General features: G+C 62.2%; 23 protein-coding genes and 1 tRNA gene. 8 read left to right on the plus strand and 16 right to left on the minus strand.

Annotated elements, in window-relative coordinates; genetic code table 11:
• From I554_RS0101600 to I554_RS0101615, 4 genes are read right to left on the minus strand one after another with little or no spacing between them, the layout of a single operon-like run.
• On the minus strand, positions 1 to 984 hold the full coding sequence (locus tag I554_RS0101600; RefSeq protein ID WP_024575462.1) for a 2-hydroxyacid dehydrogenase: 984 nt from the start codon (positions 982 to 984) through the stop codon (positions 1 to 3).
• Complete coding sequence (locus I554_RS0101605) at positions 984 to 1,784, minus strand: ABC transporter permease (protein ID WP_024575463.1); 801 nt, start codon at positions 1,782 to 1,784, stop codon at positions 984 to 986. The genes I554_RS0101600 and I554_RS0101605 overlap by 1 nt, the downstream gene beginning before the upstream one ends.
• Entirely contained in the window at positions 1,781 to 2,596 is an 816-nt protein-coding gene (locus tag I554_RS0101610; protein ID WP_024575464.1) for an ABC transporter ATP-binding protein, read from the minus strand. The genes I554_RS0101605 and I554_RS0101610 overlap by 4 nt, the downstream gene beginning before the upstream one ends.
• A gap of 19 nt (positions 2,597 to 2,615) precedes the next feature.
• On the minus strand, positions 2,616 to 3,635 hold the full coding sequence (locus tag I554_RS0101615; RefSeq protein WP_024575465.1) for an ABC transporter substrate-binding protein: 1,020 nt from the start codon (positions 3,633 to 3,635) through the stop codon (positions 2,616 to 2,618).
• 97 nt (positions 3,636 to 3,732) lie between these two features.
• Here I554_RS0101615 and I554_RS0101620 point away from each other — a divergent pair, with 97 nt between their 5' ends.
• The 3 genes from I554_RS0101620 (at position 3,733) to I554_RS0101630 (ending at position 7,286) form a co-directional block, all read left to right on the plus strand.
• Complete coding sequence (locus I554_RS0101620; protein WP_024575466.1) at positions 3,733 to 4,548, plus strand: creatininase family protein; 816 nt, start codon at positions 3,733 to 3,735, stop codon at positions 4,546 to 4,548.
• Between the two features lie 139 nt (positions 4,549 to 4,687).
• A complete protein-coding gene (locus I554_RS0101625; protein WP_024575467.1) occupies positions 4,688 to 4,957 on the plus strand; it encodes a hypothetical protein in 270 nt (89 codons plus the stop codon).
• 319 nt (positions 4,958 to 5,276) lie between these two features.
• Complete coding sequence (locus tag I554_RS0101630; RefSeq protein WP_024575468.1) at positions 5,277 to 7,286, plus strand: carbohydrate porin; 2,010 nt, start codon at positions 5,277 to 5,279, stop codon at positions 7,284 to 7,286.
• Here the strand turns inward: I554_RS0101630 and I554_RS0101635 are convergent.
• From I554_RS0101635 to I554_RS0101650, 4 genes are all read right to left on the minus strand, one after another.
• Entirely contained in the window at positions 7,283 to 8,965 is a 1,683-nt protein-coding gene (locus I554_RS0101635; protein WP_024575469.1) for an FMN-binding glutamate synthase family protein, read from the minus strand. The two genes, I554_RS0101630 and I554_RS0101635, sit on opposite strands and share 4 nt — an antisense overlap.
• 252 nt (positions 8,966 to 9,217) lie before the next feature.
• Entirely contained in the window at positions 9,218 to 10,090 is an 873-nt protein-coding gene (locus I554_RS0101640; protein WP_024575470.1) for a patatin-like phospholipase family protein, read from the minus strand.
• A gap of 132 nt (positions 10,091 to 10,222) precedes the next feature.
• Entirely contained in the window at positions 10,223 to 11,026 is an 804-nt protein-coding gene (locus tag I554_RS0101645) for an N-acyl homoserine lactonase family protein (protein WP_024575471.1), read from the minus strand.
• 83 nt (positions 11,027 to 11,109) lie between these two features.
• The gene (locus tag I554_RS0101650; RefSeq protein WP_024575472.1) at positions 11,110 to 11,805 is read right to left on the minus strand and encodes an urease accessory protein; all 696 of its coding nucleotides are present in this window, start codon (positions 11,803 to 11,805) and stop codon (positions 11,110 to 11,112) included.
• A 246-nt stretch (positions 11,806 to 12,051) separates the two neighbouring features.
• On the opposite strand from I554_RS0101650, the gene I554_RS0101655 reads away from it, so the two are divergent.
• Positions 12,052 to 13,032, plus strand: a complete 981-nt coding sequence (locus I554_RS0101655; protein WP_024575473.1) for a tripartite tricarboxylate transporter substrate binding protein — start codon at positions 12,052 to 12,054, stop codon at positions 13,030 to 13,032.
• 286 nt (positions 13,033 to 13,318) lie between these two features.
• Here the strand turns inward: I554_RS0101655 and I554_RS0101660 are convergent.
• A tRNA-Arg gene (locus I554_RS0101660) sits at positions 13,319 to 13,395 on the minus strand.
• A 152-nt stretch (positions 13,396 to 13,547) separates the two neighbouring features.
• On the opposite strand from I554_RS0101660, the gene I554_RS0101665 reads away from it, so the two are divergent.
• Both I554_RS0101665 and I554_RS0101670 read left to right on the plus strand, forming a co-directional pair.
• Positions 13,548 to 14,174, plus strand: coding sequence for a YidB family protein (locus I554_RS0101665; protein ID WP_024575474.1), 627 nt, complete (start codon positions 13,548 to 13,550; stop codon positions 14,172 to 14,174).
• A gap of 86 nt (positions 14,175 to 14,260) precedes the next feature.
• The gene (locus I554_RS0101670; RefSeq protein ID WP_024575475.1) at positions 14,261 to 14,533 is read left to right on the plus strand and encodes a GlsB/YeaQ/YmgE family stress response membrane protein; all 273 of its coding nucleotides are present in this window, start codon (positions 14,261 to 14,263) and stop codon (positions 14,531 to 14,533) included.
• Between the two features lie 18 nt (positions 14,534 to 14,551).
• On the opposite strand, the gene I554_RS0101675 is transcribed toward I554_RS0101670, so the two are convergent.
• The 5 genes from I554_RS0101675 to I554_RS0101695 all read right to left on the minus strand — a co-directional run bounded on the left by I554_RS0101675 (position 14,552) and on the right by I554_RS0101695 (position 20,445).
• Entirely contained in the window at positions 14,552 to 15,355 is an 804-nt protein-coding gene (locus tag I554_RS0101675) for an SDR family oxidoreductase (protein WP_024575476.1), read from the minus strand.
• Positions 15,356 to 15,482: 127 nt separating this feature from the next.
• Positions 15,483 to 17,600 carry an acetate--CoA ligase family protein gene (locus I554_RS0101680; protein ID WP_024575477.1) on the minus strand — a complete coding sequence of 706 codons (2,118 nt, stop codon included), beginning with the start codon at positions 17,598 to 17,600 and terminating at the stop codon, positions 15,483 to 15,485.
• Between the two features lie 8 nt (positions 17,601 to 17,608).
• Complete coding sequence (locus I554_RS0101685) at positions 17,609 to 18,358, minus strand: hypothetical protein (RefSeq protein WP_024575478.1); 750 nt, start codon at positions 18,356 to 18,358, stop codon at positions 17,609 to 17,611.
• Between the two features lie 31 nt (positions 18,359 to 18,389).
• Positions 18,390 to 19,178 (minus strand): enoyl-CoA hydratase, encoded by a 789-nt coding sequence (locus I554_RS0101690; RefSeq protein WP_024575479.1) that lies wholly within the window; start codon positions 19,176 to 19,178, stop codon positions 18,390 to 18,392.
• 61 nt (positions 19,179 to 19,239) lie between these two features.
• Positions 19,240 to 20,445 (minus strand): ABC transporter substrate-binding protein, encoded by a 1,206-nt coding sequence (locus I554_RS0101695; RefSeq protein ID WP_024575480.1) that lies wholly within the window; start codon positions 20,443 to 20,445, stop codon positions 19,240 to 19,242.
• Positions 20,446 to 20,643: 198 nt separating this feature from the next.
• On the opposite strand from I554_RS0101695, the gene I554_RS0101700 reads away from it, so the two are divergent.
• A complete protein-coding gene (locus I554_RS0101700) occupies positions 20,644 to 21,480 on the plus strand; it encodes a thermonuclease family protein (protein ID WP_029659420.1) in 837 nt (278 codons plus the stop codon).
• A 4-nt stretch (positions 21,481 to 21,484) separates the two neighbouring features.
• Positions 21,485 to 22,972 (plus strand): M48 family metalloprotease, encoded by a 1,488-nt coding sequence (locus I554_RS0101705; protein WP_024575482.1) that lies wholly within the window; start codon positions 21,485 to 21,487, stop codon positions 22,970 to 22,972.
• Positions 22,973 to 23,093: 121 nt separating this feature from the next.
• Here the strand turns inward: I554_RS0101705 and I554_RS26170 are convergent, their stop codons facing one another.
• Together I554_RS26170 and fdxA are read right to left on the minus strand one after the other, a co-directional pair.
• Positions 23,094 to 24,026: a CarD family transcriptional regulator gene (locus I554_RS26170; protein WP_192817717.1), complete on the minus strand. Its 933-nt coding sequence runs from the start codon at positions 24,024 to 24,026 to the stop codon at positions 23,094 to 23,096.
• A 236-nt stretch (positions 24,027 to 24,262) separates the two neighbouring features.
• Positions 24,263 to 24,601 carry a ferredoxin FdxA gene (fdxA, locus tag I554_RS0101720; RefSeq protein ID WP_006022415.1) on the minus strand — a complete coding sequence of 113 codons (339 nt, stop codon included), beginning with the start codon at positions 24,599 to 24,601 and terminating at the stop codon, positions 24,263 to 24,265.
• Between the last annotated feature and the right edge of the window lie 3 nt (positions 24,602 to 24,604).

Consider the following 24,604-nt stretch of genomic DNA (forward strand, 5'->3'; position numbering starts at 1 on the left):
TCAGCGGCCTTTCACCGGCGTTTCCGCGATGGGGGTCAACGGCGCCTTGCCGGAAAACCACAGCTTGAGATTGTCGACCACGAGCTGATCCATGGCATTGCGCGTGGTGATCGAGGCCGATGCAATATGCGGCAGCAGCACCACGTTCTGCATCGCCTTCAATGCATCCGGCACTTCCGGCTCGTTCGCGAACACATCGAGACCGGCGGCCATGATGGTGCCGTCCTTGAGCGCCGCGATCAACGCGTCTTCGTCCGCCACCGATCCGCGCGCGACATTGATGAATACGCCGCGCGGCCCGAGCGCCTTGAGCACCTCGGCATTGATCATTTTCGCGGTGGATGGACCTCCGGGCGTGATGGCGATCAGCGTATCGACGTCCTTGGCCATCTCGATCAGGTTCGGGTAATGCTTGTAGCTCACGCCCTTCGCGGGATTGCGTGAGTGATAAACCACCGGCACCAGCGATGCATCGAGGCGGCGCGCAATGGCCTGGCCGATGCGCCCCATGCCGACCATGCCGACCTTGCGGTCACGCAGCGAACCGGGGCTGAGCGGAAACCCCTTCGTGGTCCAATGCCCTGCCCGCAGATACCGGTCCGCCTTGATGAACTCGCGCAATGTCGCGATCAGCAGACCGAGCGCGGTGTCCGCGACTTCTTCGGTCAGCACGTCCGGCGTGTTGGTGACGATAATGTTGTGCCCGGCAGCGTATTTCGAATCGATATGGTCGTAACCGACCCCGAAGCTGGACACGATTTCGATCTTCGGAAACCGTGCCAGCATCTCCGCATCGGCCTGCACCAGGCCGGTCACCGCGACGCCGCGAATGCGGTCCGCAACTTCAGGGGTCATCCGGCCAAGGTCGCGCTGGTTCTCGAATTTGTGGAGAACGAAGTTCGCGGGAAAACCGTTATCGATGACCGGCTTTGAAGGGCCGTACACCAGCACATCGATCTTTTCCTGAGACCCGTTCGCAGCCATTAGTTTTCCTTTCCAAGCGCGCTTTCGTGCCAGCGTCGTAGCACAAGATACGAGGCCAGCGAGAGACCCAAATAGATGACAATTCCGGCAATCGAGAGCAGCAGCAGCGCCGCGAACATCCGCGGGATGTTGAGCCGGTAGCCGGCCTCGGCGATCCGGTAGGCCAGTCCGGAACCGGCCCCGGCCGAGCCCGCAGCGATTTCGGCGACCACAGCGCCGATCAGCGACAATCCGCCGGCGATCCGCAGACCTCCGAGAATATGTGGCAGCGCCGAAGGCAGCTTCAGGCGCCGCAGGGTCTGCGTACGCGTGGCCCCGTACAGTTCGAACAGACCGAGCAGATTGCGATCGACCGAATTCAGCCCCAGCGTGGTGTTCGACAGCACCGGAAAGAAGGCCACGATCCAGGCGCAGATCACGACAGCCAGATGCTGCGGCAGATAGATCAGCAGCAGCGGCGCGATCGCGATGACCGGCGTGACCTGAAGGATCACCGCATAGGGCAGCAGCGCATATTCCAGCCATTTCGAACGGCTGAACAACACCGCAAGCGCGATGCCGCCGACCGCCGCCGCAATGAATCCCTGAACCGTGGTCGACAGCGTCGTCAGCAGCGATCCGAACAGAAGCGGCCAGTCCTGCACGAGAGTGGTGAAAACGACGCTCGGTGCGGGTAGCACATAGACCGGAAGATTGTTGATGCGAACCACAGCCTCCCAGACCGCAACGCCTGCAGCCAGGGCGATCAGCGGCAGGAGGATTTTCAGCAATCGGGCTGGCGATGACACCCGCGCCGTCATGGGGCGACTCCCGCGCCACTTGCCTTGGCGAGCGCCGCGGACACATCGCGGCAGTGCGCTGCATACTCCGCGGATGTGCGGAATTCCTCGCCGCGCGGCTCGGCTGCATCGATGCGAAATTCGCGCGCGATGCGCCCGGGGCGCGATGTCATGATCAGCACGCGCTGCGACAGGTACACCGACTCGAACACCGAATGCGTCACGAACATGACGGTCTTGCCCAGCTTGCGCCAGAGCGCGAGCAGGTCATTGTTCAGCTTGAAGCGCGTGATTTCGTCGAGCGCCGCGAACGGTTCATCCATCAGAAGAATATCCGGATCGGTCACCAGCGCCCGCGCCAGCGAGACCCGCATCTTCATGCCGCCGGACAGTTCGCGCGGATAGACCTCCGCGAACTCCGCGAGCCCGACTTGAGCCAGCGCCTGATTGACGCGCGTTGTTGCGTCAGCGCGGGATGCATCGGTCAGATCGAGCGGAAGCTGGACATTGCCGCGCACGCTCGCCCACGGCATCAGGGTCGGCTCCTGAAACACGAAGCCGACAGTGTGGCGCGAACGATCCCGCGCATCGCGCCCGGCGACCTGCACGGCGCCGGATGTCGGCTCGCTCAGACCGGCGATGATGCGCAGCGCCGTAGACTTGCCGCAGCCGGACGGCCCGAGCAGCGAAACGAACTCTCCCGCGCGCACAGTCAGGTCGAGCGGGTCCAAGGCGGCAACGCCGTTGTCGTAGACCTTGGTGACGCCGCGCAGCGACACTGCCGCGCCACCCCGCGGCCTGCCCTGCGTATCGTCAGCTTCAAGGATGGACATTCCGGAAAATCCGCCGCCGTCAGTTCTTCGGCCGCAGGTTAAGACCCACAGCCTTGTTGACGAAGCGCAAGGTGTAGGCCTTGCGATAATCGATGTCGCGCCGCGTTACTCCCGCGCGAACCATCTTGCCGAAAAATTCCGCCATGTGCGCATCGCTCATCGCACCAATGCCGTCCTTCAAGGTGTCGCCGGAATCGACGATGCCGTACTGCTTCATCTTCTCGACAGAGTAAGCGAGCAGATCGTCGGTCATCTCGGGATTGGCTTTCTTGATGAGCGCATTGCCGGCGCGGTTATCGCCATAGAGATAGGTGTACCAGCCGGTCACCGACGCATCGACAAAGCGCTGCACCAGATCGGCCTTCTTCTCGGCGTAGGCGGTTCTGGTTTCGATCAGCGTCGAATAGGCGTTGAAGCCATAGTCGGCGAGCAGGATCACCGTCGGCTTGAATTTCGCCTGCTTCTCGACCGCGAACGGTTCGGACGTCACATAGCCCTGCATCGCGCTGTTCTTGTCGGCGAGGAACGGCTGCGCGTTGAAAGTGTAGGGCTTCACGTTCTCCTCGCTGAAGCCGTATTCGGATTTCAGCCACTGGAAGTAGGTCGGCATCCCTTCTTTGGAGACAAACAGCGTCAGCGGCTTGAGGTCTTCCAGTTTGGTGACCTTGGATTGAGGATGCGCCAGGAAAACCTGCGGATCCTTTTGAAAAATCGCGGCAACGGCGACCACGGGGACGTTGTTCGCGACCGCATCGAACGATTGCAGTGTATTCGCGCTCATGAAGAACTCGATCTTGCCGGCGATCAACTGGATGCGGTTGTTGACGTTGGGTCCGCCGGGAACGATCGTCACGTCGAGCCCGTAACGCGCATAAGTGCCATCCGCCACAGCCTGATAGAATCCGCCATGCTCGGCCTGCGCCACCCAGTTGGTGCCGAACGACACCTTGTCCAGCCCCCCCGGCGCCTGCGCATATGCGGGCGCGGCGGCGAGCGCCATCCCGACGAGAAACGCGCGCAGCAAGTGGCTGGGGGGCATCATTGGACTCCGTTGGGCGTTTTGCCCATGATGGGCATCGCAAGGCTACTCTGCTAATTGATTCAATGAAACGCCTGTTCGAAGAAACCCGCGCACGATGATCTCCAAGCCTCCGCATGACTGGACCGGAATTGACCTGTCCGGCATCGACAAGACCGATGCTGCACACTGGATCGCCGTCTTACCGCTCGCGGCGACCGAGCAGCATGGGCCGCATCTGCCGCTCGAGACCGATACCCTGATCGCGCAGGCCTATCTCGGCCGCGTGCGCGCGATCGTGCCCGACAGAATGCCGGTCACGTTTCTGCCGATCGAACAGGTGGGCATTTCGACCGAGCATACGGACTATCCCGGTACGCAGACACTGACGACCGATGTCGCGCTCGGCAAATGGATGGCGCTCTGCGACACGGTCGCGCAAACGGGCATCCGCAAGCTCGTCATTGTCACCAGCCATGGCGGCAACAGCGCCGCGATGGCGCTCATCGCGCAGGATCTGCGCGCGAAGCATCAGATGCTCGCGGTGACCACAAGCTGGAGCCGGTTCGGCGCGCCGGACGGATTATTCCCGGCCGATGAGTTGCGTTTCGGGATTCATGGCGGCGCGGTTGAAACCTCGATCATGCTTGCGGCATTCCCCGATCAGGTCAGAAAAGACCGCCTGGCAAATTTCGAGTCTGCAGAAAAACAGATGACGAAGGACTTCCGCTGGCTTTCGGCAGGGCGCCCCGCGCCGTTCGCCTGGGCAATGCAGGATCTCAATCCGCTTGGCGCGGTCGGCGATGCCACGACAGCCACCGCGGAGAAAGGCGCAGCGCTGATCGAACATGGCGCGCGCGCCTTCGCTGAATTGCTCGACGACGTCCGCAGGTTCGATCTTGCGCGGCTCTCAAACCGGCCCCAAATGCCGTGATGCAACGCTAATATATTGAATTAATTGTATTTTTTGAGATTTCGATTTTTCAAAAGAAACTTCGAACCGAATTCCGTCAGCTCACCACCAATTGGCATGCGGTCCAGACGGACTGCCCCAAACAAGGATGGAGAGTTTCATGTCGATCAAGACCAGGATTGCCGCCCTCGCTGTTGCTGCTGTCGCTTTGACCGGTGGCATCGCCGCCAGCACCCAGGAAGCCCACGCCGGCAAGTTTCATCATCACCATGGCGTCGGCATTGGTGTCGGCCTCGCCGCCGGCGCGCTGTTCGCCGCCGCTGCCAGCAACGCTTACGCGGGCGACTACTACGGCTATCGCCGCTGCGGCTGGGTTCGCCAGTTCGACGCCTACGGCAATTACATCGGCCGCGTTCGCAGCTGCTACTGATCCGCTTCAAAGTTGAGTTCGGCGCGACGCCTCATCCACGCCGCGTCGACCCAAGGACCCGCCCGGTTGTCCCCCCGGGCGGGTCATTTCATTTTTGCTTGCGCGATTCGCCGAGCGTCTCTAAGCCACAGCTGCATGTCGTCTGATTGTCACATAACAATGCCATGGGTCCCGGGCGAATTCCGGCCGGCCCACAGATCGGCTGCTCACAAGCAAAACAATCACTTGAGAACAATTCGCAAATACCGCCAAATGCCAGCAAGCCCGGTTCTTTCTGGTCCCTCCACCCGCAGATGCGATCCCGTGCGCTGGCCGTTTCATGATCTCGATCAAACGCCACATAGTCCTGATGAAAGGCGCAGTCGCGGGACTTGCGCTGGGAGCGACGTCGCTTGATGTCGTGCGGGCGGCCGACGCCGCCCTGCCCCTTAAAGCGCCGCGCGCTGCGCCGGTTTTTGACTGGAGCGGTCACTATGTCGGCGGGCACGTCGGCTACGGCGGCGGCAGCTTTGGTCCAGGCACCAATCCGTTGCCACAGCAAGGCATCTTCTTTCCGCACACCATCACCGGTCTGATCGGCGGCTATCAGGCGGGCTACAACCTGCAGCTTCCGAACAAATGGTTGGTCGGCGTCGAAGCCGATATTTCCTTTACGAGTCCGCTCGATCGTCCGAAGCTGGTGCCTGCGCCATTCCACACGACGTTCGATTACTTCAGCACGGCGCGCGGCCGCATCGGCTACGCCTTCGGAACGTGGCTGCCTTACGTGACCGGCGGCGCCGCGTGGGGACGCACCCGCGTCGATCTCAATGACGCGGCAGGCGACGTGATCGGCAACAAGTCGCGCATGCATCTGGGCTGGGTCGCAGGCGCCGGTATCGAGTTCGCAGTGGGCGGCAACTGGTCCGGCAAGGTCGAGTACAACTACATCGATCTTGGCGCGCGCACCTATGGGCTCGGCGACGTGCCGCTTCCTGATGCGCGGGTTGATCCTCAGGTTCATGCCGTCAAGGTCGGACTGAACTACCGGCTGTGGGATGCACCTCCATGGGTGACAGGCGCCGCGATCAAGCCGCCTTCGCTTCCGGAATCCACCGACTGGAATGTCCACGGCCAGACCACGCTGATCACGCAAGGCTATCCGTCCTTCCGCGCGCCCTATCAGGGGCCGAACAGCCTGCCCGGCGCCGGACGCACCCGCGAGACCTGGACCGTCGGCGCGTTTCTCGGCTGGCGGCTGTGGGAGGGCGGAGAATTTTACTTCAACCCTGAACTCGCGCAGGGATTCGGCATCGGCAGCACGCTCGGTCTTGCTGGCTTCTCGAATGGCGAAGCGCAAAAGGGCGGCGCGGAGTATCCGAAATTCCGTGCGCAGCGTTATTTCTTACGTCAGACCTTCGGTCTCGGCGGCGAACAGGAAGACGTCGCCGACGCCGCCAACCAACTGCCGGGCAAGCGCGACATCGACCGCCTCACGGTCACGGTCGGACGATTCGCCGTCGGCGATTACTTCGACGGCAATTCCTACGCAAAGGATCCGCGCGCCGATTTCCTGAACTGGGCGATGTGGGCCTCCGCCGCCTATGACTTCCCGGCCGATCTGCCGGGCTTCACGCGCGGCGCCGTGGTCGAACTCAACCGCAAGGACTGGGCGATCAGGGCCGGCCTGTTCCAGGTGCCGTCGCAGCCCAACAGCGACGTGCTCACCTTCAAAACCGGCGGCGCGGTGGTCGAATTCGAGGAGCGCCATACGATCTTCAACCAGCCCGGCAAGCTGCGCGTCGGCGTATTCGCCAACAAAGGCAACACCGCCAGCTATCGCGATGTGCTTGGAATCAGCACGGCAAATCCGGGTCTGGACATCAACGACATCGTCCTCGGCGAGCGGCGCGAGCGATCCAAGTACGGATTCTATGTCAACGCCGAACAGCAGGTCGCAACCGACATTGGGATTTTCGCACGCGCGAGCTGGAACGACGGTCAGAACGAGATTCTTTCATTCACGGATATCGACCGCAGCGTGTCGGGCGGCGTTTCGATCAAGGGCAGCTATTGGGGCCGGCCCACCGACACCATCGGCCTCGGCGGAGCCATCAACGGACTGTCGGGCGCGCACCGCGATTTCCTGGCCGCCGGCGGCAAGGGTCTGCTGATCGGTGACGGCCGGCTGAACTACAGCAACGAACGCATCCTGGAGACCTACTACGCGCTGGCGCTCAGCAAGGCATTCACCTTCACCGCCGATTATCAGCTGATCGTAAACCCCGCCTACAACGCGGACCGCGGACCCGTCTCGATCTTCTCAGGCCGCCTGCACGGCGAGTTCTAGGCCCCAACTCCGCGCACGGCGACCGGCGTCGCCGGCATGGACGCAGGTGGCACCGGGAGCGGCGCAAACGATTCCGCCTGCGCGAATGCCCAGGCATGGAAGCGCGGACTATCGACCTTGCCTTCGAGCAGTTCGCCCGGACGAAGCTGCGGATAAAGCCGCGCGAACGACAGCACATCGGTTCCGGATATCCGGTGCGAGAAGTGAATCGGGCGAATTTCCTGCGGGTGGCTGAGACCAGATGCTGCGATCAGTTCCGCCAGCGCATGCAGCGTGGCGCGATGATAGTTGTAAACGCGCGTGGTCTTGTCCGGCACCACCAGAGCGCGGCTGCGCGTCGGGTCCTGGGTCGTCACGCCTGTCGGGCAGCGATCGGTATGACAGCTCAGCGACTGGATGCAGCCGAGCGCGAACATGAAGCCGCGCGCGGAATTGCACCAGTCCGCACCGAGCGCCATGGCGCGCGCGAGATCGAAGCCTGTCGCGATCTTGCCGGCCGCGCCGATCCGAATGCGGTCCCGCGCATTGATGCCGATCAGCGCATTGTGAACGAAGCTGACGCCCTCGCGCATCGGCATGCCAAGATGGTCCATGAACTCGGCCGGCGCCGCACCGGTGCCGCCCTCGTTGCCATCGACCACGATGAAGTCGGGATAGATTCCCGTTTTCACCATCGCCTTGCAGATCGCCAGAAATTCCCAGCGGTGACCGATGCAGAGCTTGAAGCCGACAGGCTTGCCGCCCGACAGCCGCCGCATCTCACCGATGAACTGCATCATCTCGATCGGAGTTGAGAAGGCGCGGTGATAGGCCGGCGAAATGCAGTCCTCACCCATCGGGACGCCGCGAATGCGCGAGATTTCCTCGGACACTTTCGCCGCCGGAAGCACGCCGCCGTGACCCGGTTTGGCGCCCTGGCTGACCTTCAGTTCGATCATCTTGATCTGGTCGTCATTCGCAACATTTGCGAACAGCTCAGGATTGAACGTTCCGTCGGGATTGCGGCAGCCGAAATATCCCGAGCCGATTTCCCAGATCAGGTCGCCGCCGTTCTCACGATGATACGGGCTTACTCCGCCCTCACCGGTATCGTGCGCGAAGTTGCCCCTCTTGGCACCGGCATTGAGCGCGCGAACCGCATTGGGGCTGAGCGCACCGAAGCTCATCGCGGAGATATTGAACACCGACGCCGAGTACGGCTTCGTACAGTCCGGACCGCCGATGGTGATACGGAAATGCTCATCGGCCGGTGGCTTCGGCGAGACCGAATGGTTCATCCATTCATAGCCTTCGGCGTAGACATCTTCCTGCGTGCCGAACGGGCGCTTGTCGAGCACCATCTTGGCGCGCTGATAAACCACCGCACGCGTGTCACGGCTGAACGGCTTGCCGTCTTTTTCACTCTCGAAGAAATACTGCCGCATCTCGGGGCGGATTTCCTCCAGGAGAAACCGGATATGCGCAGAGATCGGATAGTTGCGCAAAACCGCGTGGCTCTTCTGCAGCATGTCGTGGATGCCGAGCACCGACAGCGACCCGAAAATCGTGATCGGAATGGCAAACAGAAAAATATGCTTGAAGTCGTAGTAGATCGCGCAGCCAACCAGAAGCGCGGTGATGCAAATGCAAAGAGTCAGAATAATAAAGCGGGGCGAAAGCAGCAGCGAGAGCGTTTCCATAAAAACCTCGGCAGCAATTCATAAGCCGTAGCGGCAGTCCGCATGTTGGCGCGTTTCACGACGCAGGTCGATAGCGCAGCGAGAACAGCATCGATAGACGGGAACTATACACCAAAGCGTGAGGCACCGGCATCGGAAGTGCCGCGGGATATGCCGGCGCTTTGACGTCATGCTGTCATATCGCGAACGTAGAACGTCAGCCTGCGGCATATTGCAGAGCAATATATCAATCGCGCTTCGCGCCGAACGCACTCAGTGCCGGTGCGGACGCATTTCGCCCGGGATGCCCGCCTTCCCGAGCCCGCCACCGGCGATCCATTCCTCGGTACTCTTGACGGCCCGCGTGATGTGGTCGTCTGTGCGGGTGAAGTCATAAGGCGAGCCGACCAGCGGGCACAGCGGCGGCACCACGCAATAGTCAATGGTCGACTCCAGATACTCCAGCTCGGCGGTCATCTGCCGCGAGATCAGCAGTGTCAGCGCGTGCAGTGCGGTTGCAACCGCGCCGACCGGCGGGTCCTGCCCCGCACAGGCAAACCCGGTCGGCATGATGATGAGCCGCTTTGCGCCCTTCTGGATGGCAACCCGGATTGGCGTGTTGCTCGATATCGCTCCGTCGGCCAAAAAACGGTCGTTGTGTCTGACCGGTGCGAACGCGCCCGGAATGGCCGTACTGGCAACGATCGCTTCGGCGGCAGAGCCTTCCGACAGCACAATAGTTTCGCCGGTCACGATGTCGGTGGTGACGATATGAATCGGAATGATCGAGTCTTCCAGCTTCTGGTACGGAAGATGATCCTCGATCAGCTTGCGGACGCCGTCATGCGAGATCAGAAAATCCCGCCGCCACAGAAAGCTGACGAACGAACGCGCCGAGACCGGAAACACATCCTGCCGTGTCAGCCCCCGCCAGATCTCCGCGAGTTTCTTGACGCCGTCCGGTGTCGGCGCGCCGGCATAGTAAGCGCCGTTCATCGCCCCCACGCTTGACCCGACCACGAGATCGGCCGTGACCCCATGCGCTGCCAGCGCCTGCATCATCCCGACCTGAATCGCGCCAAAGCTTCCGCCGCCCGCGAACACGAAAGCTGTCTTTGCTGAGGTGTGATCGTCTCTGCCGTGCATCGAGTTTCACTTGTGACTCGCCGATCCGCCGGCGATGTCCATGCGGGGCTCGCTCATTTTATATCAACGCCTTCGCACGGCGGGCAATCAAGATCGCTTGTTCACTCCCCCGTCATGAGGACGATGGCAGCGCTAGGCGGTGAAGGATCGTTTCGGATTCTTGTGCAGCGCGACAGCATCGGCCTTGTCGCTGGCCTGCGGGTAAAGCTCGCGCACCATGGGATCATGACCGGGAATGACACGGTCGGGATGACCGGCAAGGCGCTCGACGATCTTCCAGCCCTCCATCATGTCGCCGACGTTGTAGACGATCGGAAATGGATTGCGGCGATGCATGTTGCCGTAATAGTGCGCGGCGTCGGAGGCGAGCACCACGGGGCCGCGTTCGGTTTCGACGCGCACCACCTGAAGGCCGTCCGAGTGTCCGCCGACATGATGCAGCGTCACACCCGGGGCGATCTCGTCATCCCCGTCATGAAACACGACACGGTCGCTGAACACATGGCGCACCATCAGCGTGACGTCTTCCGCGGAAAACGGATGCCGCAGCAGGCCGTGGCACATACAGCGGCCGGTGGCGAAACTCATCTCGCGATCCTGCAAGTGAAACCGCGCGTTGGGAAAGCGATCGAGATTCCCCGCATGATCGTAATGCAGATGTGTGATCACGACCTCGCGAATGCTGCCGGGCGCAACGCCGAACCGTTCCAGCGCATCGGACGGATTGATGGTCAGGTTACGCGAGCGCTCGCGCGCCGCGACATCGTTGAAGCCGGTATCGACCAGGATGTCGCCGCCCTTGCCCCGGATCAGCCAGATGAAATAGTCGAGGTCGGTGCCCTCGTTGTGGACATCCGGCGTCAGATAATTCTGATGCGGCTGGCGCCCCGTCATCGTCGCATAGCGGATGGCATAGATTTCGTGACGATGGGGCAAGGCGTTCCTCGTCGGCTGTTCTTTTGCCGGCACATTGCACACCGGCAGCTATGGCGACAAGCCGCGCGACAGGATGGACGTCCCTACGCCAGCGCAGTGGAGTAGATCGTCATCGCGCCGATCCCGATGGTGACAATCCCGACAGCGGCCTGAAGTCCGCGATTGGCCCATGTCAGCCATCGCGCGGAAACAGCCAGCGGCACCGCAATCACTGTCGACAGCGCGCCCATCCCCAGCATCGAGCCAATTCCGAACAGCAGAACGTAAAATAGGCCGTAGACCGGATTGGCGAGTTGCGTGACCACAAGAACCAGCAGCGCAGCCGAGCCCGCCATGCCGTGCATCAGCCCGACCAGCAGCGACCGCCATCGGAAACCATGCCGATGATCGTGGCTGCTGCGCGTGTGAGGAAGGGAATCCGCAGCGTGACTGTGAAGATGCAGATGCGCGGTGCCGTCGCCGTGCCGGTGCTGATGGAAATGCACCCGGTCGCGCCACAATCGCCACAGCACATGCGCGCCGAGGCCAACCAGCATGACGCCGACCGCGGTTTCCAGCGGGCTCGCCAGGTGTTCGGGGATCGCATGGCCGAGCAGAATTGCCGCGCCGGCGAACATGAACAGGGTGATGGTGTGACCGAGCCCCCAGGTCAGCCCATGCTTGACGATGTCACCGACGCTCGATCGCCGGGCCGCGATGCTGGACACCGCCGCGATGTGATCGGCCTCTAACGCATGCTGCATGCCAAGAAGAAAGCCGAAGCCCAGAATTCCGAACATTTGGTGTGACGTCTCATCTCTGAACCGGCAGCGCACGCTCGCATGCGCTGTATGATATTGTCAATAAATCCTCATACATCAGGCCAATCTGGGCGGAGTCGCGCGCCTCGGAGCGCACGGGCAGCGGCGAAACGTCCCGTTGTCCGGCGAGACGCATTGCAGGAACATGAGCGGTATTTTGCTGCGTAACGACACCCAAGCGTCGCCAAGAGACGACGCAATCCAACAATCCCGGGAGGATCTGACGTGAACCTGAAATTCGGCTGGTACGCTTTATCTGCACTCCTGGCGGGCTCTGTCGCGGTGGCCGATCAGGCCCGGGCCCAGACATGGCCGGAGAAGCCAATCGTCTTTGTCGTGCCGTTCGCGGCCGGCGGCGGCACCGATGCCTTCGCCCGCCCGCTTGCTGCCCAGCTCGACACGCAACTGGGCACGCGCGTGCTGATCGAAAACCGCGCCGGCGCCGGTGGCACCGTGGGCGCATCGCAGGCATCGAAGGCCGCGCCGGACGGCTACACCTTCTTCGTCGGCGCGGCGCATCACGCCATCGCTCCGGCGATCTATCCCAATCTCGACTACAATCTCGAGAAGGATTTCGTACCGGTGGCGCTGATCGCGCGGCCGCCGCAGGTGATCGTGGTCAATCCTGACAAGGTTGCCGCCAAGACGCTGCCGGAATTCGTCGCCTATCTTCGCGCCAATCCGGACAAGCTGAACTACGGTTCCGCCGGCGCCGGCACCACGCATCATCTCGCCGGCGAGTTGTTCAAGATTGTGACCAAGACGCGCATTCTGCATGTGCCCTATCGCGGAGCGGGCCCGGCGATGCAGGATCTTGTCGCCGGTCACGTGCCGCTGGTGTTCGACGGGCTCGGCTCGTCGGCGCCGCAAATCCGCAGCGGGCAGTTGCGCGCGCTCGCAGTCGCGGCGCCAAAACGGGTGCCGGCGTTCCCGGATGTGCCCACAGCCGCGGAAGCAGGCGTGCCCGGTTACGAAGTCTCGACCTGGTACGGGGTCTTCGCACCGAAGAAAACGCCGCCGGCCGTCGTCGAACGCATGACCAAGGAGTTGCAGAAGGCGATGCAGACGGCTGCGATCAAGGAAGCGTGGGAGCGCAACGGCTCCGACGTTCCCGATGTTACAGGGGCGGCGTTCGGCACCATGGTGGCCGCGGAAACCGTGCGCTGGCAGAAGGTCGTGACCGAGGCCGGCGTCAAACTGGATTAACCCGCACAAGACGGGCGCACACACAACGTCTCGCCAGTCCGGCATGCGATGCCGGGCCGGCGACACATCGCGGACAAACGCATACCGCCTTGAGGCTGCCGACCGGGCATGTCTCATAAGGTTCACAACTGCTATAGTGGCGTTCAGTTGAACAACACAGAGCCGGCCGCTGAAGACCCGGCATCGAGCGCGGCCTGAAATCTAAAGTCAATCGGCCAGCGCTATTGCGCTGCTCTGTACCATCGGCATTTGGATACGGCGCGATTTACGCGCGACCGGCAAGACTTGGCGATCCCGGGAAGACTCGAACTTCCGACCTACGGTTTAGGAAACCGTCGCTCTATCCGGCTGAGCTACGGGACCGGTCTCAATCTCTTACCGAAGATGAACGGCAAGAGCGCTTAAAACTTTCGCAATTCCATACCAGAGGGCGTGCACGACCGCTACCCTGCCTTGTAACCGTCATGGCGGGACACTAGTCTTTCCGCTGGGCGGGCGTTCGACAGGAGATAACGATGGGTTTGCTCGACATTCTCAACGGCATGCAAAACGGACCTCGCGGGCCAAGTGAACCAAGCTCACCGGGTCAGAGCAGCGGCGGGATGTCGCCAATGACCATGGCGATCCTTGCCCTTCTTGCCTACAAGGCGGTCAAACATCTTGGCGGAAGCCAGCAGGGCACAAGCCCCAACGCGCCTGCGCCATCTGCACCAACCCCGTTGCCGGGCACCACGACCGCCAGCACCGGCGGACTTGGTGGTAGTCTTGGCGGCAGTCTTGGCGGCGGACTCGGCGACCTGATGAAGGGTCCGCTCGGAGGGGCTCTCGGCGGATTGCTGGCAGGCGGCGCAGCAGGAAGCGTCCTGAGCGGCGGACTGAACGATCTGCTCAAGCAGTTTCAGGAAAAAGGCCATACCGAGACCGCCAACTCATGGGTCAGCGCCGGTCCCAACAAGCAGATCTCCCCCGGTGATCTCGCCTCCGCGCTCGGTGCGGATCAGATCAGCACGCTGACATCACAGACCGGCCTGTCACGCGACGAGCTGCTGGCGGGTCTTGCCAGGCAGTTGCCTGATGTCATCAATCAGCTGACGCCGGATGGACGGCTTCCGACCGAAAAAGAAGCCTCGCGCTGGATCTGACCGGCATCACGACCGCGTGGAGCGATTGTTCGCTCCACGCCGACCGACAAGCGGCTCTTTGAATTTCAGCACGAAGGACACCAGCAATGCTTTATGTTCTCATCGTCGGACTGGTCGCGGGTTTTCTTGCACGGCTTTTATCACCGGGGCCAAATAATCCGACAGGCTTCATCCTGACGATGGTCCTCGGCATCGCCGGCGCATTTCTGGCGACCTTCATCGGTCAGGCGATCGGCCACTACGGTCCGAACCAGGGCGCCGGATTCATCACCGCCACCATTGGAGCCCTGGTGGTGCTGTTCATCTGGAACCGGCTGGTGGCGCGCGGCGTCGTCTCCGATCCCGGCAACAAGGTCTGAGCGGCTGGCGTTCTGCGCTCAGATCCGCTTGGGCAGGAGCGCAGGGCCCAGATGCACGCCGGCATCGATACGCACGATCTCTCCGGTCATGCTGCGTGACGCCGGGCTCGCGAGAAAACACACGAGTTCGGCAACATCCTCTGCCGTGGTCGCGATGTGGAGCGGCGCCTGTTCCATCACCGTCTGGCGAACCTTCGCTGCCTGGTCGGCGCCGCGGCCCTTGGTGAACCACGGCGTATCGATATATCCGGGACAGACCGCGTTGACACGGATCACAGGCGCGAGCGCACGCGACAGCGACAGCGTGATGGTGTTCAGGGCGCCCTTGCTCGCCGCATAGGCCACCGACGAACCGATACCGGCGATACCCGCGATCGACGAAATATTCACCACCGACGAGCTGCGGTCGGCGTGCTTGGCGCCCGCCTCCAGCAACGCGCGCGCCGCGCGGATCATCTGGTACGGACCGATGCTGTTCACCGCATAGATGCGCTGGAAATCCTCGGCGGACAGGCCATCGAGATTGCCGTGATCGACATGCTTGGTCATGCCGGCATTGTTGATCAGGGCGTCGAGCCGGCCCCACGGCGCGGCCGCGGCAACGATCTTCTTGCAATCCTCGTCGCGCGACACATCGCCCTGCACGACCACAACCTCTGCACCGGCGCGGCGGCACACATCGGCTGTCTGCTCGGCTTCCTTCTGGCTCGACGAATAATTGATGACCAGCCTCGCACCCTGCTTTGCCAGCAAAGCGGCAGATGCCGCGCCAAGACCCGAGGCCGAGCCCGTTACAATTGCCGTCAATCCATCCTTGGCCATCTGTTGTCCTTCTTGCGAGGCTGTCGTTGTGGGCCGCAACCTAGCGGCCAAATTCCGGCCGGAACAGCGATTTTTGATCCGATCCGGCGCAGGAATGGCAGATGCGCGATGATGCTTGCGCGCGCCATCAGCCCGCTGACGCCGCTTTTCCTGCAATCAGCGCATCGACGATCGTGACACCCTTCCCTTCCTCATGCACGCGCGCCGGATTGATCTCGATCTCCGAGACAGAGTCCTTCAACTCAGCCGCAAGCAGCGAGATCCGCGCAATCAGTTTGATCAGTGCATCCTTGTCCGCCTTCGCAGCGCCCCGGAATCCGTCGAGCAGCGCAGCCGACTTGAGTTCGGCGACCATCGCGGCGGCTTCCGCTTCGCTCACCGGCGCGGGCCGATAGACCACGTCCCTGAACAATTCGGTCGCGATCCCGCCGAGCCCGGTCATGATGATGGGGCCGAATGTGGGATCGTTGATGGTGCCGATAATCATCTCGACGCCCTGCCCGGCCATCGGACCCACCAGCACGCCCTGAATACCGGCCACGGAATTGAACCGCCGCGCGTTTCCGATCAGTGCGTCATAGGCTACCGCAGCCTCATCGGCATCGCGGATGTTCACCTGCACACCGCCGGCTTCGCTCTTGTGCGGAATGTCACGCGACTGGATTTTCATCGCCACCGGAAAACCCGTCGTCGAGAGCGCCGCAGCGAGCGCGGCCTTGTCCCGCACCAGAATTTCCTGCGGCACATCGATGCCGGCGTTACGCAGCAGCGCCTTGCTTTCATGCTCGGACAGACGCCCGGGCACAGGCGTCTCCAATCGCGACGGATGGGCCTCCACCTGTGGTGCGAGTGCGTACCGGCTCCGCTTCACAAGCTGGCTCACGGCCCGCCCCAGCGACGTGATGCCGGAGAAGGCCACAATCCCGGAAGCAGCCAGTTCCGTCCGCGCGAACTGCGACGGCAAGGTGTAAGTGAAAAACAGGATCGGCTTGCGCTGTGCATCGATCAGCGGCTTGATTTCATCCGCCTTGACAGGAATGCGCGTCTCGCTGGCGAGCGACACCACGACGACGATGGCATCGATATCGCTCGATTGCTCCAGCAGTTCGATCACCTTCTGCAATCCGCCGCTATGAACCGCCTGCGCGGTGATATCGACCGGGTTGCGCGCCGAACCATAGGACGGGATCAGTGCGCGCACTTTTTCCTGCATCGATGCGGCGAGCTCCGGAATCTGCAATCCCTCGCCCGCAAGCGCATCCGCGACCCAGGCTCCCGCGCCGCCCGAGACAGTGACAACGGCCAGGCGGTCGCCGCGCGGCAGCGGCGCCGCCGCGAATGCTGCCGCGATCGCCACCGCCTCATCAAGATCGTTGCAAACGACAAAGCCGTATTTGGCGAACACCGCATCGTAAGCGGCCGTCCATCCGGCTAGGCTCGCGGTATGAGAGGCCGCGGCCCGCTCACCCGCACCCGAGCGGCCGACCTTGATCACGATCACCGGCTTGCCGGTCTCCGCCGCACGCCGCGCCGCGGCCGCGAACATCTGCGGATCGCGAATGCCTTCGATGAACATCAGGATGACGTCGGTCGCGTCATCCTGAACCAGATAGTCGAGGAATTCACCGGCGGCGAGATCGGACTCGTTACCGGTGCTGATGACCTTGCTGACAGCGACGCCCATCGCCTTGGCGCGATTGTAGATCGCAAATCCGATGCCGCCGCTTTGGGCAACGATGCCGACACGGCGCTGGCTTGCCAGCAGCCGCGGCGCGTCCGGCCTGACATCGACCGTCGGGCTGAACGTCGCCGCGATACGCTGCGGCTCGTTGTAGAAACCCTCGGCGTTCGGCCCGGAGATGCGCATGCCGGTGCGTTTTGCGAGTTCGGCAATCTCGGCCTGCATGCCGGCGCTCTCACCACCCTCTTCCGCGAACCCTGACGAGATCACAATCGCATTCTTCACACCTGCCGCCGCGCATTCCAGCAACGCGCCGAGCACCGCCCGCGCCGGAATGATGACAATGGCGAGATCGACCGGCTTTCCGATCGCGGCGACCGATGCAAAACATCCGAGATCGCAGATGCTGTCATAGGCCGGATTGATCGGGAATATTTCGCCAGCGAATCCGTTTCGGCGCAGGAACGTCAGCAGCAGACCGGGAATTTTCTTGTCGTCCCGCGACGCGCCGATGATTGCGATGCTGCCTGGTGAAAAGAATGTATCCAGCGGATGCTTTGTCACGTCTTGTCTCAGGCGGTGATACGAAAATCGACGCCGCCGATACGAAACGAATTTACGGCGATGGCGTATCCCCTCGCCTGCGCGGCATGAAGCACAACGGCGGGATCGCGGACACGAAACGTCAGCGCGCTCATGATCTCGTTGCCACCTTGGGTAAAACGAATCCTGCAATTGGGCAGCGTGATGTCCGCTCCCACCGCAGAGATTCCGATGATCCGGCCCCAGTGATCGGCGAGCCCGCGCGGATCGGGACTCGTCAGCACGACCTCGGTCAGCGCAGTCGTCACATCGCCGCGGATCGCCTTGTTCCAGTCGGGCCCGGCCGGTGGATAGGCGCCGCGAATGTTGTCGCTGCCACTGGTGTGATTGAACTCGATGAACGCCGCGCGGCAATCGCGCGGGTGAAGCTGAACGCCGAGATACGGCGGCCGATCGATGACATGAGAGGTTCGCACGCCGACCTCTCCGGCATTCTTCTGCCGCTCGCGCGGATCGGCACAGGAGAAGATCGCCATGTAACCGCCATGCCCGCCGGTCTTTTCGATAAAGCGGCCCGCAGCCGTGCCGCCCTGAAACGGGGCCACCACTTCAAGCAGAATTGTATCGACCGGAAGCAGCGCGTTTTCCAGACCGTAGCGGGCGACATTTGGATCGCGATAACAGACCGTCAGCCCCATGATGGCGGCGATGTCGCCAACCACCGGCTCAAGCTGCGGCGCGACGAGACATATCTGCCGCAGCCTCGTCGCGTCCGTCATTCGCGCTCACTCCCGCTTCGATTTTTTATGGCTAGTGCCCCTTGAACACCGCGGCGCGCTTTTCCATGAAGGCCTTCGCGGCTTCCTGGTGATCTGCCGTTTCGCCACAGCGGGTATGATGCGCAGCCTCGGCATCGAAGCAGGCTTCGAGCGAGAGATGTTCGGCATTGTTGATGTTGCGCTTGATGTAGCCGAGCGTCACGGTCGGCCCCTGCGCCAGCGACATTGCAAGCTCCGTCGCGGCATCGGCAACCTCCGCGTCCGGCACGACCTTGGTGACCATGCCGAGAGCCAGCGCCTCCTGCGCCGTAAGCACCGGTGACATGAGATACAACTCGCGCGCCTTGGCGCTGCCGAGCATCTGGGTCAGGAAATACGTTCCGCCGTAGTCGCCGGAAAAGCCGACCTTGGCGAAGGCCGTCGTGATTTTCGCAGACGCCCCCGCAACGCGCAGATCGCAGGACAGCGCGATGGAGAGACCCGCTCCCGCCGCCGCGCCGTCGATCTGCGCGACGACCGGCTTCGGCAATTCATGCAACAGCCGCGAGATCTCCATACCCCGGCGCAGATTGGCGCGCTTCACCTCGTATGACAGCGTCGTCTTGTTCTCGGCCATCGATTTGACGTCGCCGCCGACGCAGAACGTGCCGTTGGCGCCGCGCAGCAGCACCGCACGAACCTCGGTATCGTCCGCCGCCCGCCGCGCCGCCTCGATCAGGTCTGCCGACATCTCCGCATTGATCGCGTTGCGGCGATCGGGCCGGTTCATGGTGATGGTCAGAAGACCACGGTCGAGGCTTTGCAGAACGGTTCCGCTCATGGGGATTTTCCTGTGCTGAACAGAGGACAAGCGCCGGCCTCAGCCGGCGCTTGCAACAACGTTACTTCTTGATGAACGAACAGCGCGACGCGTCCAGCGACTGGAACGCCTGATCGCCCGGAATGGTGGCGAGCAGCTTGTAGTCGTCCCAGCGCGCCTTCGATTCCGACGGCTTCTTCACCTCGAACAGATACATGTCGTGAATCATGCGGCCGTCCTCGCGGATCTTGCCGCCCTTGGCGAACATGTCGTTGATCGGGGTCGACTTCATGACCTTCATCACAGCAGCCGAGTCCGTGGTGCCTGCTTCCTTCACCGCCTTGAGATAGTGAAGCACCGAGGAATAGACGCCGGCCTGCGCGGAGGTCGGCACGCGTTTGACGCGTTCCTGGAAACGCTTGGTGAAAGCGCGGGTGTCGTCGTTCAAATCCCAGTACCAGGCTTCTGCCAGCACGAGGCCCTGCGCGGTCTCAAGCCCGATGCTGTCGATGTCAGTGATGAAAGCCAACAGCGGCGACATCTTCTGTCCGCCCTTCATCAGGCCGAATTCCGCACCCTGCTTGATGGCATTGATGGTATCGCCGCCTGCATTGGCGAGGCCGATCACCTTCGCCTTTGAGCTCTGCGCCTGCAGCAGGAACGACGAGAAGTCCGAGGTGTTCAGCGGATGCTTGACGGTGCCAAGCACCTTGCCGCCCATCTTGGTCACGACGGCGGATGTGTCCTTTTCCAGATCCTGCCCGAACGCGTAGTCAGCCTGCAGGAAAAACCATGTGTCGAGTCCCGCCTTCACGGCAGCGAGGCCTGTCGAGTTGGCCTGCCCAAATGTGTCGAACACGTAGTGGACCGTGTAGGGGCCGCAGGCCTCGTTCGTCAGGCGGATGGAGCCCGGACCGTTGAACATGATGATCTTGTTGCGTGCCTTGGCGATTTCATTGGCGGCGAGCGCAGTAGCGGACGCTGCAACGTCGACAATCGCCTCAACGCCCTGATTGTCGAACATGTCGCGCGCAATGCTCGACGACAGATCGGCTTTGTTGAGATGATCCGCCGCGATGATCTCGATCTTGCGGCCCAGCACTTCACCGCCGAAATCCTCCGCCGCCATTTTCGCGGCGGTCTCGCTGCCGAGGCCCGTGATGTCGGCATAGAGGCCGGACATGTCGAGGATCGCGCCGAGTTTCAGCGGCGGCTTGCCTTGCGCCATTGCGCCGCCCGAGGTGAGCACAAATGCGGACGAGAAAAGGGCTGCGAGAATTTTCTTCAATGTTGTCTCCCGTGATCGATGACGCGCCTTCGCGGGCGACATCTTTGATTGCTTTCATCATGGCGCAACCCTGACAGGGCAGCAAGCAACCGGCCATGCAAATGCCGCCGGGCAACATGCGCGCACACTTGACTCACATCGGCAAGCCGCAACACATTCCGCAGGTCGAAACTGGTTTGGTGCCGAGTCCGCTTCGGCGTGCCCGCAAGGCCTGACAGCGTGGAGATGAACCGCCGCATTCCGATCACCTTTTGCTGCGCGCTGCTGCTGATCGCGAGCAGCGGCTCGCTTCACGCCGCATGCGAGTTCGCTCGCCAAGGTGACGGCCGCGTCAGCGACGTGTTCGACATCCGCACATTCCGTCTCGATGACGGGCGTGAGGTGCGTCTCGCCGGAATCGAGCCGGCAGGAGAAACAGCCGCTCGCGGCAAGGAAGTGCTGGCTTCGCTGATCAACGGCCGCGATGTCACATTGCACGGCTCCGATGACAGGCCGGATCGCTACGGCCGTCAGGCCGCCTTCGTCTTTCTGCAAGGTTCGGAGACTCCCCTTCAATCCGAACTTCTGGCACGCGGCGAAGCGCTGGCGTCTCCCTCTGCGGCGGACAAGGCGTGTTCCGCTGTGCTGCTTGCCGCCGAGGCCTCCGCCCGCGCTGCAAGGCGCGGCATTTGGGCCAATCTGGCTGCCTTAAAAAACGCGGAAAGCACCGACGATATTTTGGCTGGAATTGGACGGTTTGCCGTGGTGGAGGGGACGGTTTCGTCGGCCCGTCTCGCCGGGACGGTATTTTATGTCAATTTCGGCCGGCGATGGACACGGGACTTTGCCGTGACTATTTCAAGGCGCATGATGCCGTCGCTGGAAGGCGCCGGGATCGACCTTAAGTCTCTGAAAAACAAGAGAATTCAGGTTCGAGGCTGGATCGAGAAGCGTGGCGGCCCAAGGATTGAGGTCACTCACGTGGGGCAGATCGAGTTGATTTCTGAGGCTAATGTGGCCGCGAAGGACGCGATACCGAGGGACGAGGGCAAATAGCGGCGTGGCAACACCTGCGAACCAACGCGAGGCGAGGAACCTCAACCGTGTTTTCGCGGCGGCTACGCTGTGCGCGTCATTGGCGTTGGGCGCTTGCGGCGACCTCGGCCGGTTCCAGACCGCATCCAGTCCGGGGTTCGCTCCGGTCAAGCCGAACAAGCCCGCGGCCCAGACGCCGGCCACCGAGCGCGAACACAGCCGCATTCTCTCGTCCTACGGCGGATCGTATGACGATCCGCGGCTGGAAGCCCTGATCACCAAGACCGTCGATCGCCTTGTCGCGGCCTCCGAGCGGCCTGATCTCACCTACAAGGTGACCATCCTGAATTCCGGCGCGGTCAACGCCTTCGCGCTTCCGACCGGGCAGCTCTATGTCACGCGCGGCCTGATCGCGCTCGCCAGCGATACATCGGAATTGTCATCGGTGCTCGCCCACGAAATGGCGCATGTACTCGCCAAGCATGCGGCGATCCGCGAAGACCAGGCCAAGCAGGCCGCCGTCGTCACCCGCGTCGTCGCCGACATGGGCAATGACCCCGATATGAACGCGCTGGCGCTGGCCAAGACCAAGCTGACGATGGCGAGCTTTTCGCGCGCACAGGAATTCGAAGCCGACGGGATCGGCGTCGGCATCTCGGCGCGCGCCAAGTTCGATCCGTTCGGCGCTTCCCGCTTCCTCACCGCGATGGAGCGTAACGCTGCGCTGAAAGCCAATCGTGCGCCCGCCGATCCGCGCTCGCTGGACTTCCTGTCGTCGCATCCGGCGACCCCCGAGCGGGTGCAGAATGCGCAGGCCAATGCGCGGCAGTACTCGTCGCCGGAAGCCGGCGAACGCGACCGCGATGCCTATCTCTCCGCCATCGACAATCTTGTCTATGGCGAAGATCCCAGCGAAGGGTTTGTGCGCGGACGCCGCTTCCTGCATCCCAAGCTCGGCTTCACGTTCCAGGTGCCGGACGGCTTCGTGCTGGAGAACACCGCGCAGGCCGTCGTCGGGGTTCGCGAAGGCGGCACCCAGGCGATGCGCTTCGACGTGGTGCGCGTCCCCGCGGAGCAGTCGCTTGGCGACTATCTCAATTCCGGCTGGATGGAGAATGTCGACAAGGCCTCGACCGAGGATGTGACTATCAACGGCTTTCCGTCCGCGACCGCGACGGCCAGCGGCGATCAGTGGCAGTTCAGGATTTACGCCCTGCGTTTCGGCAGCGATGTCTATCGCTTCATTTTCGCAGCGAAGAAGAAAACACCGGAAAGCGACCGCAGCTTCCGCGAAACGGTGAATTCCTTCCGGCGTCTGACGCTGGCCGAGATTCAGGCGGCACGGCCGCTGCGGATCAAGATCGTGACCGTACAGCCCGGTGACACGATTGAATCGCTGGCGTCCCGGATGCAGGGTGTCGACCGCCCGGTCGACCGGTTTCGCGTTCTCAACGGATTCGACAGCCGCTCAACGGTGAAGCCGCGCGAACGTGTGAAGATCGTCGTGGATTAGGCATGATCCGGAAAAGTGGGAACCGGTTTTCGGACAAGATCATGTCCTGACAAAAATGACTCTCGATAAAAAAAAGCCCGGCTCTGCAGCCGGGCTTTTGATTCAATCGCTCGCGATGCGATCAGGCGGCCTCGTCTTCCGACACGGAGTCGTCGCCATCACTATCGTCGGCGTCGTCAGCAGTTGCATCGGCTCCCGCATCGGCATCAGCCTTGGCAGCGCCACGGCGCGGGCTCTTGGCGAGATTCGATTCGATTTCCTTGACCGCTTCGGTTTCCGTCACATGCTGAACCACGGCGATCTCGCGCGACAGGCGATCGAGCGCCGCTTCGTAAAGCTGGCGTTCGCTGTAGGACTGCTCAGGCTGGGATTCCGAGCGGAACAGGTCGCGCACCACTTCGGCAATCGCGACGATGTCGCCCGAATTGATCTTCGCTTCGTATTCCTGCGCGCGGCGCGACCACATGGTGCGCTTGATACGTGCACGGCCCTTGAGGGTTTCCAGCGCGCGCTTCACCAGCGACGGATCCGACAGCTTGCGCATGCCCACATTGGCGACCTTCGCCGTCGGCACCCGCAGCGTCATCTTGTCCTTGATGAAGTTGATGACGAAAAGCTCGAGCCGCGCGCCCGCGATCTCCTGCTCTTCGATCGCCAGAATCTGGCCGACGCCATGCGCCGGGTACACGACGAACTCGTTGGTCTTGAATCCCTGACGCTGGGTCAGCGGCTTCTTCGGCTCCTCCACGCGCGGCGCGGCGGCAGCCGGCTTCGCGGCAGGCTTGCCCGCAACGGTCTTCACAGGGGCCTTGGCGACAGGAGCCTTCGACACCGTCTTCGCAGGCTTCGCAGCGGACTTTGCTGGGGCCTTCGCAGACGGCTTTGCAGTTTTTTTGTTGGGCATTGTGCTTCTTTTGTTTTTTGAGGTTGGGGCGGATGCGCGAGCATCCTTTTTCGGCGCGCTGCGAATCGCAGACGCCTTCTTGGTGCCCTTATCCTTGGAACCCTTGTCTTTTATTTTGGAGTTCTTTTTATGACGCAATTTGTCTGACACAGCGCCTATGCGTGGAACCGCCACGCCCCTGTTCAAATGGTTTCTCGGGGAACCCGTCCGAGTCCTAAGCCGGGGACAAAAGGGGGTTCGGCTCTATAATGTGCCCAAAATAGCACATTTCCCGCAAAAATCAATGATTTATGCCCTGCAGCCCCCCTCGGACGGCGTCCGGGAGGCCCTCATCGCAGGGTAGGGTTAAAAGTTACCCGTGCCTCGGGCCGCGCAGACAGACCAGATCAGTCGCCGGAGCCCGGATTGGCAGAAAAATATTTGTCGAACTTGCCCTCGACGCCGTCGAATTCCTTGGCGTCGTCTGGCGCGTCCTTCTTCTGGGTGATGTTCGGCCAGGACTTGGCGTATTCCGCGTTCACCTCCAGCCATTTCTCGAGGCTGGGTTCGGTATCCGGCTTGATCGCATCAGCCGGGCACTCAGGTTCGCACACACCGCAGTCGATGCACTCGTCCGGATGGATCACCAGCATGTTTTCGCCCTCGTAGAAGCAATCCACGGGGCAAACTTCCACGCAGTCCATGTACTTGCACTTGATGCAGTTTTCAGTGACGACGTACGTCATCCA

It is taken from the genome of Afipia sp. OHSU_II-C1 (assembly GCF_000497575.1).
Taxonomy (GTDB): domain Bacteria; phylum Pseudomonadota; class Alphaproteobacteria; order Rhizobiales; family Xanthobacteraceae; genus Afipia.

Coding starts and splice junctions, on each gene's coding strand:
- I554_RS0101600 (WP_024575462.1), bottom strand. CDS start 984: ATGGCTGCGAACGGGTCTCAGGAAAAGATCGATGTGCTGGTGTACGGC.
- I554_RS0101605 (WP_024575463.1), bottom strand. CDS start 1,784: ATGACGGCGCGGGTGTCATCGCCAGCCCGATTGCTGAAAATCCTCCTG.
- I554_RS0101610 (WP_024575464.1), bottom strand. CDS start 2,596: ATGTCCATCCTTGAAGCTGACGATACGCAGGGCAGGCCGCGGGGTGGC.
- I554_RS0101615 (WP_024575465.1), bottom strand. CDS start 3,635: ATGCCCCCCAGCCACTTGCTGCGCGCGTTTCTCGTCGGGATGGCGCTC.
- I554_RS0101620 (WP_024575466.1), top strand. CDS start 3,733: ATGATCTCCAAGCCTCCGCATGACTGGACCGGAATTGACCTGTCCGGC.
- I554_RS0101625 (WP_024575467.1), top strand. CDS start 4,688: ATGTCGATCAAGACCAGGATTGCCGCCCTCGCTGTTGCTGCTGTCGCT.
- I554_RS0101630 (WP_024575468.1), top strand. CDS start 5,277: ATGATCTCGATCAAACGCCACATAGTCCTGATGAAAGGCGCAGTCGCG.
- I554_RS0101635 (WP_024575469.1), bottom strand. CDS start 8,965: ATGGAAACGCTCTCGCTGCTGCTTTCGCCCCGCTTTATTATTCTGACT.
- I554_RS0101640 (WP_024575470.1), bottom strand. CDS start 10,090: ATGCACGGCAGAGACGATCACACCTCAGCAAAGACAGCTTTCGTGTTC.
- I554_RS0101650 (WP_024575472.1), bottom strand. CDS start 11,805: ATGTTCGGAATTCTGGGCTTCGGCTTTCTTCTTGGCATGCAGCATGCG.
- I554_RS0101665 (WP_024575474.1), top strand. CDS start 13,548: ATGGGTTTGCTCGACATTCTCAACGGCATGCAAAACGGACCTCGCGGG.
- I554_RS0101670 (WP_024575475.1), top strand. CDS start 14,261: ATGCTTTATGTTCTCATCGTCGGACTGGTCGCGGGTTTTCTTGCACGG.
- I554_RS0101675 (WP_024575476.1), bottom strand. CDS start 15,355: ATGGCCAAGGATGGATTGACGGCAATTGTAACGGGCTCGGCCTCGGGT.
- I554_RS0101685 (WP_024575478.1), bottom strand. CDS start 18,358: ATGACGGACGCGACGAGGCTGCGGCAGATATGTCTCGTCGCGCCGCAG.
- I554_RS0101690 (WP_024575479.1), bottom strand. CDS start 19,178: ATGAGCGGAACCGTTCTGCAAAGCCTCGACCGTGGTCTTCTGACCATC.
- fdxA (WP_006022415.1), bottom strand. CDS start 24,601: ATGACGTACGTCGTCACTGAAAACTGCATCAAGTGCAAGTACATGGAC.